Origin of the sequence: Ruegeria sp. HKCCD6119, from assembly GCF_013110585.1 — a bacterium.
Taxonomy (GTDB): Bacteria; Pseudomonadota; Alphaproteobacteria; order Rhodobacterales; family Rhodobacteraceae; genus Ruegeria.
Window position 1 is genome coordinate 16,169 of sequence record NZ_WVQV01000008.1, and the last position, 15,037, is coordinate 31,205.

The following is a 15,037-nucleotide window of genomic DNA, read 5'->3' on the forward strand; positions in this document are numbered from 1 at the left end:
GATCAAAACCCCGCCGACAGTTTTCCGTCCATGCCACGATCTGGCACATCGCCACCCAAAGCACTGGCAATGACCGTGATGTTATGGTCCAGCATACCAAGATAGGTACCTTCATAGGTTCCTTCTTCACCCATGGCGTCCGAGAACAACTCGCCCCCCACGTGCACTTCATGACCCTTGGCGGCCGCGCCCTCGATCAGCGCGCGGATCGAACGATCCGAGACCGAGCTTTCGACGAAAACAGCCGTGATCTTGCGGTCAACCAGCAGATCGACCAATTCGCCTATCCGGTTCAGTCCTGCCTCGGACTGGGTCGAGATGCCCTGAATTCCCAGAACCTCGAACCCGAAACTTTCACCAAAATAACCAAAGGCATCATGGGCGGTTACAAGAACCTTGTTGTTGTCGGGAACGGACGCCAGAACTTGATCTGCATAGGCTGTCAGACGATCGATATCTGCCAGGTGGGCCTGCGCATTCGCTGCAAAAACCTCGGCCTCGTCAGGACGCACCTCGGTGAGGGCTGCCTGCACTTCAAGTACCACGTCCCGCCACAACTCGGGCGTCATCCAAACATGCGGATCATATTTGTCGGCGTAATCGTCATGGGCGCGCAGCTTCGACGTGTCGATACCTTCGGCAACTGCAACTACGGTTCGCTTGCGTTCAAGGTCACGGAAGAAATCTTCCATCTGCGCCTCGAGGTACAAACCATGCCACAGGATCAGATCCGCACGCGTCATCGCCACGATATCGCTGCGGGTCTGACGATAGGCATGCGGGTCGACGCCCGGCCCCATCAGCCCCTTGACGTCTACCTGATCACCACCGACCTGACGTGCCGCGTCAGCAATCATGCCCGTCGTGGCCACAACCTTGAGGGGTGCATCGGCCCAGGCCGTGACCGGCAGGGAAAAGGCCAGCGCCAATACCGCAAGAAAATTCCGGCGAATCATCTTCTACCTCAGTTTTTGCTTCTCGTTCGATCTGAATATGAGAACCATTCGCAAGTAAGTCAACGCTAATGCGAATTATTCGCAAGAAAGCGGTTACATTTTGTCCATTTGGTCAAAAATTATCCAAACATTGCCCGCCTGCATCTTCCATTCCCCGGTCTCCCGTGCGATTTTGTCGCAAACCTCCCAAAGGACGTGACAATGGATACGCAGAGCTCAGAAAGCCCCGTGCGCACCGCGCATCTGCCGCAAGTGACCGAAGCCCGGAATCCCGGCATGGATCTGGACCTGGACTGGGTGCGCGCCGTGCAGGCCAACACCTCGGCCATTGAACGCCGGGCTGCGACCCTGCCCGGGCGCCGGTCGGTGAAAAAGGAACATCAGGCCGCGTGGCTGCTGAAGGCAATCACCATGATCGACCTGACCACCCTGTCGGGCGATGACACCGAGGGCCGCGTGCGCCGCCTGTGCTCCAAGGCCCGGCAGCCCGTGTCGCCCGACCTGCTGAAGGCGCTGGACATGCCACCGATCACCACCGGCGCGGTCTGTGTCTATCACGACATGATCGAAACGGCGGTGGATGCGCTGACAGGCACCGGCATTCCGGTCGCGGCCGTCTCCACCGGCTTTCCGGCGGGCCTGTCGCCCTTTCACCTGCGCGTGGCCGAGATCGAGGAAAGCGTGAAGGCCGGGGCCGAAGAGATCGATATCGTGATCTCGCGCCGCCATGTGCTGAAAGGCGACTGGCAGGCGCTCTATGACGAGATGAAGGCATTCCGCGACGCCTGCGGCGAGGCGCATGTAAAGGCCATCCTGGCCACGGGCGAGCTGGGCAGCCTGCGTAACGTGGCGCGTGCCTCGCTGGTCTGCATGATGGCGGGGGCCGATTTCATCAAGACCTCGACCGGCAAGGAAAGCGTCAACGCCACCCTGCCCGTGTCGCTGGTGATGATCCGCGCGATCCGTGACTATTATGACCGCACCGGCTATCGCGTGGGCTACAAGCCCGCGGGCGGGATTTCCAAGGCCAAGGACGCGCTGGTCTACCTGTCGCTGATCAAGGACGAGCTGGGCGACCGCTGGCTGCAACCCGACCTGTTCCGGTTCGGCGCGTCGTCCCTGCTGGGCGATATCGAGCGGCAGTTGGAACATTTCGTCACCGGGGCATACTCGGCCGGCTACCGGCACCCGATGGGCTGAGGACAGGAAAAATGACAGTCAAAGAGATTTTCGAGACCATGGAATACGGACCCGCCCCGGAAAGCGCCGCCGAGGCCCTGGCATGGCTGGTCGATCAGGGCGACACGTTCGGCCATTTCATCGACGGCGCCTTCACCAAGCCCGGCAAAGGGTTTGAAAGCCGCAACCCGGCCACGGGCGAGGTTCTGGCCAAGCTGACCCAGGCCACACAGGCCGATGTGGACGCCGCCGTTGCCGCCGCCCGCAAGGCCCAGCCCAAATGGGAAAAGCTGGGCGGCCCCGCCCGCGCCCGATACCTCTATGCCATCGCGCGGCTGATACAGAAGCATGCCCGCCTGTTCGCAGTGCTGGAAACGCTGGACAACGGCAAGCCGATCCGGGAATCGCGCGACATCGACATTCCGCTGGTGCAGCGGCATTTCTACTATCACGCGGGAATGGCCCAGCTGATGGAAACCGAGCTGCCCGACGCACAGGCGCTGGGGGTCTGCGGCCAGATCATCCCGTGGAACTTCCCGCTGCTGATGCTGGCGTGGAAAGTGGCCCCAGCGTTGGCCATGGGCAACACGGTGGTTCTGAAACCGGCCGAATACACCTCGCTGACAGCGCTGCTGTTTGCCGATATCTGCATGCAGGCTGGCCTGCCCAAGGGCGTGGTCAACATCGTCACCGGCGACGGCGCGGTGGGCGAGATGATCGTGGCCGCAGACGTGGACAAGATCGCCTTTACCGGCTCGACCGTAGTGGGCCGCCGCATCCGCGAGGCCACCGCCGGGTCGGGCAAGTCCCTCACGCTCGAGCTGGGCGGCAAGTCGCCCTATATCGTCTTCGACGATGCCGATATCGACAGTGCCATCGAAGGTCTGGTCGATGCGATCTGGTTCAATCAGGGCCAGGTCTGCTGCGCGGGCTCGCGCCTGTTGGTGCAAGAGGGCATTGCCGAGCGCTTCTATGCCAAGCTGCGCGCCCGCATGGACACGCTGCGCATCGGCAACCCGCTGGACAAATGCATCGACGTGGGTGCCGTGGTGGATCCGGTTCAGTTGCAGACGATCACCTCCATGGTCGACAGCAATACGGTGGGCCATGTGCATCAGGCTGCCTGCGAATTGCCCGCAAATGGCTGCTACTACCCGCCGACGCTGATCACCGGGCTCGAAACCTCGGACCCGTTGATGCAGGAGGAGATATTCGGCCCGGTTCTGGTCTCGTCGACCTTCCGCACCCCGGCCGAGGCGGTCGAGCTGGCCAACAACACCCGTTATGGATTGGCGGCCACGGTCTGGACCGAAAACGTCAACCTTGCGCTGGACATCGCACCCAAGCTGGTCGCGGGCGTGGTCTGGGTCAATGCCACCAACCTGTTCGACGCGGCCGCGGGCTTTGGCGGCGTGCGCGAAAGCGGCTTTGGCCGCGAAGGCGGCTGGGAAGGGCTGGCCGCGTATACCAGACCTAAGGGCAAGGCCAAGCCGCTGACAAAGGTCGAGGCAGCCATGGGCGAAGGGGCACCGATCGACCCGATTGATCGCACCGCCAAGATGTATGTCGGCGGCAAGCAGGCGCGACCCGATGGTGGATATTCGAAACCGGTCTGGGGCAAGGCGGGCCTGCTGGGCCATGTGGGTCTGGCCAACCGCAAGGACGTGCGCAACGCGGTTGAGGCCGCGGCGGGGGCCAAGGGCTGGTCCAAGACCACCGGCCATCTGCGCGCGCAGATCCTGTATTACATCGGCGAGAACCTGTCGGCCCGTGCTGACGAGTTCGCCGCGCGTATCGACGCCATGACCGGTCGCAAGGACGGTGCGAAAGAGGTCGACGCCGCGATCCAGCGCCTGTTCACCGCCGCCGCCTGGGCCGACAAGTATGACGGCCAGGTGCATGGCGTTCCGATCCGGGGCGTGGCGATTGCGATGAAGGAACCGGTGGGCGTGATCGGCGCGCTGTGCGCCGACGAGGCGCCGCTGCTGGGTCTGGTCTCGGCCATGGCCCCGGCGATCGCGATGGGCAACCGGGTGGTTCTGGTGGCGTCCGAGCCCTACCCGCTGGCGGCGACCGATTTCTATCAGGTGCTGGACACCTCGGACGTGCCCGCAGGCGTGGTCAACATCCTGACGGGCAGCCACGCGGAACTGGCCAAACCGCTGGCCTCGCACCTGAACGTGGACGCGGTGTGGTCGTTCTCATCGACGGACCTGTCGGCGCAGATCGAGGTCGTCTCGGCCGGGAACCTGAAACGGACCTGGGTGAATAACGCGACGGCATTCGATTGGGGCATGGACCATTCCCGCCGCTTCCTTCAGGCTTCGACCGAAGTGAAAAACATCTGGGTGCCCTACGGCGAGTAGGGCTCCCGCCAAGGGAGGCCTACATGGATTTTTCGGGAAAAACCGTCATCGTCATCGGTGGCACCAGTGGCATCAACCGGGGCATCGCCGAGGCCTTCGCGGCCTCGGGCGCGAAACTGGCCGTGGCCAGCCGCTCGCAGGACAAGGTGGATGACACCGTCGCTGCGCTGAAGGCGGCAGGCGCGGCCGAGGCGATCGGCGCGGCCTTTGACGTGCGTGATGCCGAAGCGGTCGCGGAGGGGCTGAAACAGTTCCACGCGGCGCTCGGTGATTTCGACGTGCTGGTTTCGGGGGCGGCGGGCAACTTCCCGGCGCTGATGGCGGAAATGTCGGCCAACGCCTTCCGCACCGTGGTCGAAATCGACCTGATGGGCACCGTGCATGTGCTTAAAGGCGCCTATCCCTATCTGAAACGGCCCGGCGGCAACATCATCAACATCTCGGCGCCGCAATCCTACCTGCCCTACGAGGGCCAGGCCCATGTCTGTGCCGCCAAGGCGGGCGTCGATCAGATCACCCGCACCCTGTCGATGGAATGGGGTGTGGAAGGCATCCGGGTGAACTCGGTGGTGCCGGGCTTCATCGAGGGCACCGAAGGCGCGAAACGGCTGGCCCCCACCCCAGACGCGGGCGAGCAGCTGCGCCGGGACGTGCCGCTGGGCCGCTGGGGCACCCCGCAGGACGTAGCCAATGCCTGCCTGTTTCTGGCCTCGGACATGGCCAGCTATATCAGCGGTACGGTTCTGGCGGTGGACGGGGCGTTGTATCAGCGCGGCTCGGGCCAGTTCGGCCAGATGATGGGAGACATGCTGCGCAGCATGAAAAAGGGGTAAGCCGCAGCTTACCCCCGAAAGGTTCAGTTCGTTGTTTCCAGGCCCACCGGCTTGCCAACGACGACAAAGTGCAGACCGTCCGGGTCAAGCAGTTCGGCAGCAACGCGGTTGACATCTTCCAATGTCACCGCGTTCACCTTGTCATTGCGGGTGGCGATATAGTCGATCGGCAGGCCTTCCATCTGCATTCCGACCATGATCGAGGCAATCTGACCATTGCCATCGAACCGCAGCGGATAGGCGCCGGTCAGATAGGTCTTGGCGTCGTCAAGTTCCTCTTGCGTCACACCCTCAGTGGCCGCGCGCGCCCATTCATCGCGAATTACGTCGACGGCTTCGGCGATACGGTCATTGGCCGAGGACACGGACCCGAGATAGACCGAAGCCAGATCCTTGGGCACCAGATAGGTCCCGACCCCATAGGTCAGGCCGCGCTTTTCGCGCACCTCCTGCATCAGCCGGCTTTCAAACCCGCCCCCGCCAAGAATGTGGTTCAGAACGAAGGCCGCAAAGAAATCCGGGTCATCCCGATCAATCCCGGCCTGACCGAACAAGGCCACGGACTGAGGCGTGTCGAATTCGACAACACTGACGCCGCCGGGAATGTTCACCTCGGCCTTGCCCGGGATGGGCTTGCCGGTGTCCGGCAAGTCGCCAAGCAGGGTATCAAGCAGGGTACCCAGTTCCTCAGCCGTGATATCGCCGACGGCCCCCACGTACAGACGATCCTTGGCGAACACGCCTTCGTAAGCCGCGACCACGTCATCGCGGGTCAGGGCCGAGACGCTTTCGATGGTGCCTTTCCCCTCGGATCCGTAGGGGTGATCGCCGTAGGCCATCTGCGCAAAGGTGAGGCCTGCGAGTTCGTTCGGGTCAGTCTGGTCCGAGCGCAGGCCCGACAGAACCTGCGCGCGCACGCGGTCAACCGCATCCTGATCAAAACGCGGTTCGTGGATCGTCGTGCGCAGCAAATCGACCACTTCATCCCGGTTTTCGGACAGAAAACGCGCGGAAATCGAAACTGAATCGTCGCCGGCATTGTATCGGAACGAAGCCGCCAGAGCCTCCAGCTCGCGGGCATAGGTCCGCGCATCCATGTCGCCCGCGCCTTCTTCGATCAGCCCGCTCATCAGGTTGACCGCGCCGCGTTTGTCAGGGTCGTCCAGCGACGTGCCACCACGGAACCGCAACTCCAGCGCGGTGAATGGGATGGAATGATCCTCGACCAGCCAGGCTTTGATACCACCGGGCGAGGTCACTTCTTCGATCTCGATCTCGGCCAAAGCCGGCAGGGCGACCAGGCAGGCAATCAGCGTTGCAACAAACCGTTTCATTGCGTCACCTCGTCATCGCGCATCAGCCAGCCTGTGACCGATGCCTCGGGTTGCAGAACTTCGCGGGCCGCGGCGATGATCTCATCTCCGGTCACGGCCTGAAGGATCTCGGGCCAGGCCTGAACATCTTCGACCGTCAGGCCGCTGGTCAGGGCCCGGCCATAGCGGTTGCCGATGCCGTCCACGTTGTCGCGCGCATAGGTCTGGGCGGCGCGCAGCTGCATCTTGATGCGCTCAAGATCGTCTTCGTTCACACCTTCGGCGATGAAGTCGGCCACGGCCTGGTCCATGGCGTCTTCGGCCTCTTGCAGGGAAACACCCTCGGCCGGAACGACGATCAGATCAAAGGTCGTGTCATCCAGCGAAACACCGCGATAGAACGCTCCGGCATAGACGGCCTTTTGCTGATCAAACTGCAACTTTTCGTTCAGGTAAGACGTCGTGCTGCCGCCCAGCAACTCGGCCAGCAGAAACAGAGCCGCCGCTTTTTCCTGTTCGCCCGGATCGCGTTCCGGGGCAAGATAGCTGCGCTGAACGTAAGGCTGGGCCACGCGCGGGTCTTTGAAGGTCAGGCGACGCTCGGCCGTTTGCGGCGGCTCTTGGGACCGAACCCGCTCGGGCAGGTCCGGGTTGGCGGGAATCACACCGTAATACTGATCGGCAAGCGAGCGGACTTCAGCGGGATCGACATCGCCCGTGACCACCAGAATGGCGTTGTTGGGCGCATAATGGGTCTGGTAGAACGACAGCGCGTCCTCCATGTCCAGATCCTCCATCTCGTGCATCCAGCCGATGATCGGCACGCCGTAGCGGTGGTTCAGATACTGGGCCGCGCTCATCTGTTCGCCGAACAGGGCGCGCGGGTTGTTTTCGGTGCGCTGGTTGCGTTCCTCGAGAATCACGTCGCGTTCGGTCAGAATGTCCTCTTCGCTCAGCCGGAGGTTCCACATCCGGTCGGATTCCATCCGCATCATCAGCTCAAGCCTGTCGGCGGCGACACGCTGAAAATAGGCGGTGTAGTCATACGAGGTGAAGGCGTTGTCGTTGCCGCCATTGGCAGCAACGGTGGCAGAGAACTCTCCCGGGGCCAGCGTGTCGGTGCCTTTGAACAGCAGGTGTTCCAGGAAATGCGCCACGCCGGATGATCCGATCGGCTCATCAGCGGATCCGGCCCGGTACCAGACCATATGCTGCACGACCGGGGCACGGTGGTCTTCGACCACGACGACATCCATGCCGTTGTCCAATGTGAATGTGGTGACCGCTTCTTTCCCGTCCTCGGCAAATACCGGGGCGGCAGCGATCAGGGCAGCCGACAAGGCCAGGGCCCGAACCATAGGGCATCCTCCGTTTCGTTTCTGGTATTCAAACTACGGTGACGTGGCCCGGGTTCAAGCCCGATGACGGAAAGTTAAGAATTATTCACCCGGCGGCGAAGAAGGGGTTTCGATCCCGGCCCGACGGGCGGCTTCCGTTTCCGCGAACGGATCGATCGATTGTTTTTCGTAAACCTGACCATAGCGGTCGACCGGGAACAGACGCAGGCCGGTCCAGCGCCCCCGGCGTTTGCGGAACGCGGCGTCATCAGCCTCGACCACCTGCCGCGCATCGGGAGAAACACCATATCGACTGGAAGCCGTGACAAGCGCTGCATCCGAGGATGGCACAGACGCGTTCGGATTCAGCGCAGCAGCATTGCCGCCCAGCGCAGCCACCGCATCGGCATTTGGGTTCGGATCCGTCAGATTCGCGCCACCCGGCGTGGGTGCAGGCAAGAACGCATAGTCCTGAGGTTGGGTCAGCGGCTTGACCGGCAGCACCGAAAACTCATCCGGCCCCGGGCCCGGAGGCGCCAGATCCCGCAAACCGGGATTCGAACACGCCGCAACCGCAGCGGCAACAGTCAAAACAAATAGGGCGCGCGGCATCCGCATTGGTGTCTCCAGCCTGTTTCAGGCGCTTTTATCGCATATCATTCCGCGCGTCACGAGGCCTTTTTGCCGTCAAACAGCACCAGCCCGATGGCTCCTGCAAATATGAAGACATCTGCGAGGTTGAAAACAAACGGATTGTTGATGCCGCAACAGGACATGTTCAGGAAATCCAGAACAAAGCCGTAAAGAACCCGATCCACCACATTCGCCAGCGCACCGCCGATCAGCAGGCCGCCGCAAAACAGCATCAGCCCCGAATGGGCTGCGCGGCTGAGCCAGACAAGCACGCCGACACAGATCGCCACGGAAATACCGATCAGAATCCAGCGCGCAGCCTCCGAATTTCCTTGGAACAGGCCGAAATTGATTCCCCGGTTCTCGCCGTATTTGAACACCAGAAGCGGTGGCACAACATCAATGCCGCCGGGCTGATCGGCCACGCGCATGACATGAACGACCAGATATTTGCTGATCTGATCGATCGCAAAGGCGGCCAGGGCCGCCCAGAGAAGCAGGCGTGACCGCATCAGTGACGGAAATGGCGCATGCCGGTGAAGACCATGGCCAATCCGGCCTCATCCGCAGCGGCGATCACTTCGTCATCCCGCATGGATCCGCCCGGTTGAATGACGCAGGTTGCACCTGCCTCGGCCGCTTCCATCAGCCCGTCAGGGAAGGGGAAGAACGCGTCCGAGGCCACGGCAGAGCCGATGGTCAACGGTTGGGCCAAGCCCAGCGCGTCGGCCATGCGCTCGGCTTTCTTGGCGGCGATCAGGGCCGAGTCCACACGGCTCATCTGGCCCGCGCCGACGCCGACGGTGGCGCCGTCTTTGACATAGACGATGGCGTTGGATTTGACGTGTTTGGCCACTTTCCACGCGAACAAAAGGTCACGCATCTGTTCGTCGGTCGGGGCCTTCTTGGTCACAACCTTCAGATCATCCAAGCCGACAAAGCCGTTGTCCTTGTCCTGCACCAGCAACCCGCCAGCCACCTGACGCACGGTTTTCCCGCCGGCGGCCACATCCGGCAAAGCTTCGGTTGTCAGCAGGCGCAGGTTTTTCTTGGCGGCAAAGATTGCCTTGGCCTCATCCGATGCGCCGGGAGCGATCACGACTTCGGTGAAAATCCCGGTGATCTCCTGCGCGGTTTCGGCGTCCAGGGGCTGATTCAACGCCACGATCCCGCCAAAGGCCGAGGTGCGGTCGCAATCGAATGCCGCCTTGTACGCCTCAAGCAGGGTTGCACCCCTTGCCACGCCACAGGGGTTGGCGTGCTTGATGATGGCACAGGCGGCGCCCTCAGTGGGGTCAAACTCGGCCACCAGTTCAAAGGCCGCATCCGTGTCATTGATGTTGTTGTAGCTCAGTTCCTTGCCCTGATGCTGGATCGCGGTCGCCACACCGGGCCGATTGGTGCCGTCGGTGTAGAACGCAGCCTGCTGATGGCTGTTCTCGCCATAGCGCAAGGTCTGTTTCAATTCACCGGCAAACGCGCGGCGCTTGGGGGCTTCAAGCTCCAGCGCATCGGCCAGCCAGTTGGACACTGCCGTGTCATAGGCGGCGGTACGGGCATAGGCTTTCTGCGCCAGCTTGCGGCGGAATTTCGGACAGGTCGCGCCGTCGTGCTGATCCATATCGCCCAGCAGTTTTTCGTAGTCTTCAACATCCACGACCACATTTACGAACGCATGGTTCTTGGCCGCCGCGCGGATCATCGCCGGACCGCCGATGTCGATATTCTCGACGCACTCATCGTAACCTGCGCCTTTGGCCACGGTTGCTTCAAACGGATAGAGGTTCACAACCAGCAGATCGATTGCACCGATGCCGTGTTCGTTCATGGCTGCAACATGGGTGTCGTTGTCGCGCAGGGCCAGCAGCCCGCCATGCACCATCGGGTGCAGGGTCTTGACCCGGCCATCCATCATCTCGGGGAAGCCGGTGATCTCGCTGACATCCTTCACCGCAAGCCCTGCATCGCGCAGCGCCTTGGCCGTGCCGCCGGTCGACAGCAGCTCGACCCCGCGTTCGGCCAGCGCCTTGCCCAGCTCGATCAGCCCGGTTTTGTCGGATACGGAAAGCAACGCGCGGCGCACGGGGTGAAGATCGGTCATGGGTCCAAAGGTCCTTTTGGCGTCAGTCTAACTCGGGCTCGTCCCGGTGCGTATCGCGCACGGCATAGGCTGTGTCCTGTGCCTTGCTCAGAGTCCACCGGGTGCGCGTCGCATACTCCATTGCGCGCCCGGATAGAACGATCTGTTTTGTCGCGCGTGGCTTCAAACGCCCTTTTTCAAGGTAAACGCTTGGCTCGACAGACAATTTTCCAACGCCGTCATGTCGGAAAACCCAGATTTCACCGCTTTTGAGCGCCATCGACACTGCCGCCCCGCCCAAATCCAGCGCCGCATCGACATCCGGATGCAGGTGAAACCGGATGTCATAGCCAATGCCTTTGAGGCCCGAAGCGTCCATCGCCTTGTCAAATTGACGCTTTGCCTTGTCGGTCGCCGTCAGCAGAATATCCTCGACCGTCAGCTCGCGCCCGTCAAATCGCAACTCAAAGGTCCGCGCATGGGTCAGACCAAAGACCTTTGCGTATCCATCGTGCCCCGCCATGAAGCGGATGCCCTCGAACGCATCCTCGAAATCAACGGGCACCTCCTGTGGTGCGTCCACCAGCGCCTGCGCTTCACGCCCCGGCATCGGTTTGGCCAGCCGGGCGCTTGAGAACCCATCCAGGCAAAGCGTCGAGTGCGACGGCGTCGCCCGTCCTGCGCGGCGCCATTCCAGCCCGAAACTGGCCCCCGACCCGCAATTCACGATCAGCGGCCGCCGCCCCGAGGTCAGCTCAAACGCCAGAGTAGAGGCATGCGCATTGTACGAGGCCGCCCCCGACGGCGGTATGCTGGCATCCACGATCACCGTGGTGCGCGCCGCAGACAGACGGGCATAGCCCATTGGCAGTTCGGTCGCTGCCTTGTGCTTGACGCCGCTTTGCGCAAGGGCCTGTTCCAGTCGCCCTTCGACACCGCGCCCACCGCCATGGAACCGCGCCAAGGCCCCATCCGCATGGCGCAGGCTGCGCAGGGTCGGCGCGATCCGTTTGATCGCATTGGCCTGAGCGGCAGGCGTCCCGCGACCAAGATCATTCAGCGCAGCCGAAGTCCAGCTGAGCAGCGTGAACACCTCGAGCAATTCTTCCGGATTGCGGGTTGGAATTCCGCCCTGCGCATCCACCTGACGGTCGCATTCCCCGGCCAGGGCGCGCAGGGCCGGGTCGGCCATTCGCTCCAGCCCCTCCAGCGCCAGCCCGGCCTGCACCAGTCCGGCCAGCGCCTCGAACCGGGGCAGTCCCGGGGTCGCGGCATGCCAGCGTTTGGACAGGAACCATGTTTGCTGGGCCAGCGAGCGGAAAAACAGTTTGCTTTGTTTTTCATCCGCCCCTCGCAGCAGAAAAAGCGCATGGTTGATCCAGCGCATCACCCGACGTCCGGTCAGATCAGGCGCCCAGCCGGGCCCTTGCCCGCGGCCATGAGATTCGATCCATCCCCACACCCAGCGCTGCGCCTTTTCCCGCGCACGCATGTCTCCGACCGCCGCCAGATCATCCAGCCACGCAAAGCCGTGACGTTCTTCGTCAAAGCCGGCACTGGGGGCGGTGACGTCCCAAAGCCCGGTATCTTCGGCCTCGACCAGATAGCCCGCGAACAACAGATTTCCGGCAACCAGTTGCCGGCCACGTGCGAACGAACCCACCGAGCGCGGATCCGGTTGCGCAACAAACCCTGTGACCGCCTTTTGCCGCTGGCTCAGGCGCGCATAGAAACGGTTCTGAAACCGCATCCACCGACTGGCCATGGTGTCTGAATTCGACATGACGCGTGTTACTCTGCCCCTTGCGCTCTGCTGGCGCTTGAGACCCAACGATAGACCGCGCCGATCGTCAAGTCACCGAAAAGCGTGCGTTCAGACGGATTTGATCAGACACGCGATATAGAACCCGTCCATACCACCCCGATCCGGCCAATAATCCGGTCGCAATCGCAAGCCGCCTTCTTCGGTGATCCAATCCGTTTCGACACCGGGTACGTTCAGCGCGTCGCGATCCACGCTCATGTCCGAATACATGCCCAGCGCCTCTTCAACCTGAACTTCCCCCTCGTCCGGCAGCAGGGAACACGTGCAATAGGCCAGGCGCCCACCGGGTTTGAGCAAGCCCCACGCATGGGCCAACATGCGCGTCTGGAGCTCGATCAGGCCGCCGAATTCCGAACCGTCCTTGGCAAACGGCAAGTCAGGATGCCTGCGAATCGTACCCGTGGCCGAGCACGGCGCGTCCAGCAGGATCGCGTCGTACCGGTCTTCGTGTTCCAGCGCATCGCCCACGATGACCTTCGCCCTGAGGCCGGTCCTTGCAAGGTTCTCGCGCACCCGTTCCATCCGTGATTCCGACACGTCTAGCGCCGTGACATCAGCCCCTGCGGCCGCAAGCTGCATCGTTTTCCCACCCGGCGCCGCACACAGATCCAGCACTTTCTGGCCCGACTTCGGGGCCAGAACGCGAACCGGCAATGCGGCCGCCGCATCCTGCACCCACCAGTCTCCGGCCTTGTACCCCGGCAGGGTCGAGACCTGACCCGCATCGTGCAACCGCACCGACCCGGTCGGAAGGATCTCGCCTGAAGGGCCTTCCGCCCCGGGTTTCAAGGTAAGGTCCAGTGGCGCACCCGCGAAATGTGCCTGCTCCATTCCGGTAACGGCATCCGTGCCCCACGCTGCGATCAGCGGTTCACGCAACCAGTCCGGCAAACGCGGAACGCGCATCTTCGGCCACGCCTCGGGGCCTTCTGCCGCAACCTTGCGCAGAACGGCATTCACCAACCCCTTGAGGCGACCATGCTTGCGCGAACGGCTGACGATCTCGACCATGGAATTGACGACGCCATGGGCGGCTTCGCCGTTGCAAAGTTCGACCGCACCCAGTCTCAGCGCGTTGTGGACCGTCAGAGCGGGTGTTCGGTTCAGGTGGTTGGCCAGCAGGCGGTCGGCCCGTTCCAGCCCACGCAGTGTTTCCAACGCCAGTCGCTGGGCACGCGCGCGATCCTCGGGTTCCAACCGATCCACTGCGCCCGCCGCCAGACACTCGGCCAGCAGGCGACCTTCGCCCAGAACCTGATCCAGAAGATAGATTGCGCTGCGCCGTGCTGCTGTCGCGCTGTTAGACATGGTACCGCCTTCATGTGACCTGCGTCCGCATTGCCAATAGCGGACGCGGGCGTATATCAAGACTGCGCAAGGAAAGGAACCCGATGTCATGAGTGACGACCGCAAAGACTTGCCCGCCGCCGCCCAGCGCGCCCTGGCCGAAGCGGAAGAACGCCGCCGCAAAGCCAAAGCCGAGGCCCGGGAATTGCCGAAAGAGCTGGGTGGCCGAGACGGACCGGACCCGGCCCGCTACGGTGACTGGGAAAAGAAGGGCATCGCCATCGATTTCTGAACGGTCAACCACGCAGCGCCTTGAGGAAATCCTCGATCAGCGCCCGTTGTTTTCTGGACTTCGCCCGGTCTTCAGGCCAGGTCAGCCAGTACCCGTCTTTGGTGTGCAATTCGGGTAAATCCAGCCGCCGCAACCGACCCTCTTGCAAGTCGGCAAGGGCCAAGGGCACCGATCCCAAAACCACACCCATGCCGCGCTGCGCAGCCGAAATCGCATGTTCCATCGAATCAAAACTGATTTTTGATTGCGGCAGGTCCTGCTGGCCGTTTTTCTGGCTCCACTCTCTCCAGCCGGGGCGTTCTCCGCGCAGGTCAATCAATTGGGCGCCCCAGTCGACACCCGGCGGCGCCATGGGGGCAAGGACCTCAGGCGCGATCAGGGCGGCATCACGCCCGGCCCAGATGCCCCGACCATATCGGATTTGCAGCCAGGTTCGTTCTTCGTCCAAAGACGACCGGCGCGCGACCGAGTCGGTCATCACCCGAACCCCTGGCTGCATCTCGTGAAACCGGGTCAGCGCCGGCAGAACCAGTGCGTGGATGTTCGACGACAAGCCGGCCACGCGCAACTCGCGCGGGGATTTGCCAAACAGGTCCTCGGTATTGCGCTCCAGCGCGCGAAGGCTGTCCTGCACCAAAGGCAGATAGCTTTCACCTTCGACCGTCAGCGACACGCCCCGCGCCTCGCGCACGAACAAGGATCGGCCCAGCCAGGCTTCGAGGTTGCCGATCCGCTGGCTGACAGCGGCCTGCGTCAGCCCGAATTCCTTGGCTGCTGCCGAGAACCCACCAAGACGCCCCGCGGCCTCGAACACGCGCAGCCAGTCCAGTGGCGGTAGCCCGATCTTTTTCTTAGCCATTAGATTTTCCAAGCCTCAGCCGAAATAAGGATTAATTGTCGTAATGCCATGAACGGCGTATCTGCTCAACCAAAGCT

At 62.5% G+C, this 15,037-nt stretch carries 13 protein-coding genes; 4 read left to right on the top strand and 9 right to left on the bottom strand.

The window, feature by feature from the left end; genetic code table 11:
• Positions 1-2: 2 nt before the first annotated feature.
• Positions 3-956, bottom strand: a complete 954-nt coding sequence (locus GS611_RS15945; RefSeq protein ID WP_171637270.1) for a metal ABC transporter solute-binding protein, Zn/Mn family — start codon at positions 954-956, stop codon at positions 3-5.
• A gap of 201 nt (positions 957-1,157) precedes the next feature.
• Here GS611_RS15945 and deoC point away from each other — a divergent pair, with 201 nt between their 5' ends.
• From deoC to GS611_RS15960, 3 genes are read left to right on the top strand one after another with little or no spacing between them, the layout of a single operon-like run.
• Entirely contained in the window at positions 1,158-2,156 is a 999-nt protein-coding gene (gene deoC / locus GS611_RS15950; RefSeq protein WP_171637272.1) for a deoxyribose-phosphate aldolase, read from the top strand.
• 11 nt (positions 2,157-2,167) lie between these two features.
• Positions 2,168-4,501 (top strand): aldehyde dehydrogenase family protein, encoded by a 2,334-nt coding sequence (locus GS611_RS15955; RefSeq protein ID WP_171637274.1) that lies wholly within the window; start codon positions 2,168-2,170, stop codon positions 4,499-4,501.
• A gap of 23 nt (positions 4,502-4,524) precedes the next feature.
• Positions 4,525-5,334 carry an SDR family oxidoreductase gene (locus tag GS611_RS15960; protein WP_171637275.1) on the top strand — a complete coding sequence of 270 codons (810 nt, stop codon included), beginning with the start codon at positions 4,525-4,527 and terminating at the stop codon, positions 5,332-5,334.
• Between the two features lie 23 nt (positions 5,335-5,357).
• On the opposite strand, the gene GS611_RS15965 is transcribed toward GS611_RS15960, so the two are convergent.
• From GS611_RS15965 to GS611_RS15995, 7 genes are all read right to left on the bottom strand, one after another.
• Complete coding sequence (locus GS611_RS15965; RefSeq protein WP_171637277.1) at positions 5,358-6,668, bottom strand: pitrilysin family protein; 1,311 nt, start codon at positions 6,666-6,668, stop codon at positions 5,358-5,360.
• Positions 6,665-8,005 carry a pitrilysin family protein gene (locus GS611_RS15970; protein WP_171637279.1) on the bottom strand — a complete coding sequence of 447 codons (1,341 nt, stop codon included), beginning with the start codon at positions 8,003-8,005 and terminating at the stop codon, positions 6,665-6,667. The genes GS611_RS15965 and GS611_RS15970 overlap by 4 nt, the downstream gene beginning before the upstream one ends.
• Before the next feature lie 81 nt (positions 8,006-8,086).
• The gene (locus GS611_RS15975; protein WP_171637281.1) at positions 8,087-8,602 is read right to left on the bottom strand and encodes a DUF3035 domain-containing protein; all 516 of its coding nucleotides are present in this window, start codon (positions 8,600-8,602) and stop codon (positions 8,087-8,089) included.
• A gap of 50 nt (positions 8,603-8,652) precedes the next feature.
• On the bottom strand, positions 8,653-9,129 hold the full coding sequence (gene lspA, locus GS611_RS15980; RefSeq protein ID WP_171637283.1) for a signal peptidase II: 477 nt from the start codon (positions 9,127-9,129) through the stop codon (positions 8,653-8,655).
• Entirely contained in the window at positions 9,129-10,718 is a 1,590-nt protein-coding gene (gene purH, locus GS611_RS15985; protein ID WP_171637285.1) for a bifunctional phosphoribosylaminoimidazolecarboxamide formyltransferase/IMP cyclohydrolase, read from the bottom strand. Before purH ends, lspA begins: the two co-directional genes overlap by 1 nt.
• 22 nt (positions 10,719-10,740) lie before the next feature.
• Positions 10,741-12,480 (bottom strand): heparinase II/III family protein, encoded by a 1,740-nt coding sequence (locus tag GS611_RS15990; RefSeq protein WP_171637287.1) that lies wholly within the window; start codon positions 12,478-12,480, stop codon positions 10,741-10,743.
• Positions 12,481-12,570: 90 nt separating this feature from the next.
• Positions 12,571-13,830 carry an RsmB/NOP family class I SAM-dependent RNA methyltransferase gene (locus GS611_RS15995; protein WP_171637289.1) on the bottom strand — a complete coding sequence of 420 codons (1,260 nt, stop codon included), beginning with the start codon at positions 13,828-13,830 and terminating at the stop codon, positions 12,571-12,573.
• Between the two features lie 88 nt (positions 13,831-13,918).
• Here GS611_RS15995 and GS611_RS16000 point away from each other — a divergent pair, with 88 nt between their 5' ends.
• Positions 13,919-14,101 carry a DUF1674 domain-containing protein gene (locus GS611_RS16000; RefSeq protein ID WP_171637291.1) on the top strand — a complete coding sequence of 61 codons (183 nt, stop codon included), beginning with the start codon at positions 13,919-13,921 and terminating at the stop codon, positions 14,099-14,101.
• 4 nt (positions 14,102-14,105) lie between these two features.
• Here GS611_RS16000 and GS611_RS16005 read toward each other — a convergent pair whose 3' ends face one another.
• Complete coding sequence (locus GS611_RS16005) at positions 14,106-14,960, bottom strand: LysR family transcriptional regulator (protein ID WP_171637293.1); 855 nt, start codon at positions 14,958-14,960, stop codon at positions 14,106-14,108.
• Positions 14,961-15,037 lie beyond the last annotated feature (77 nt).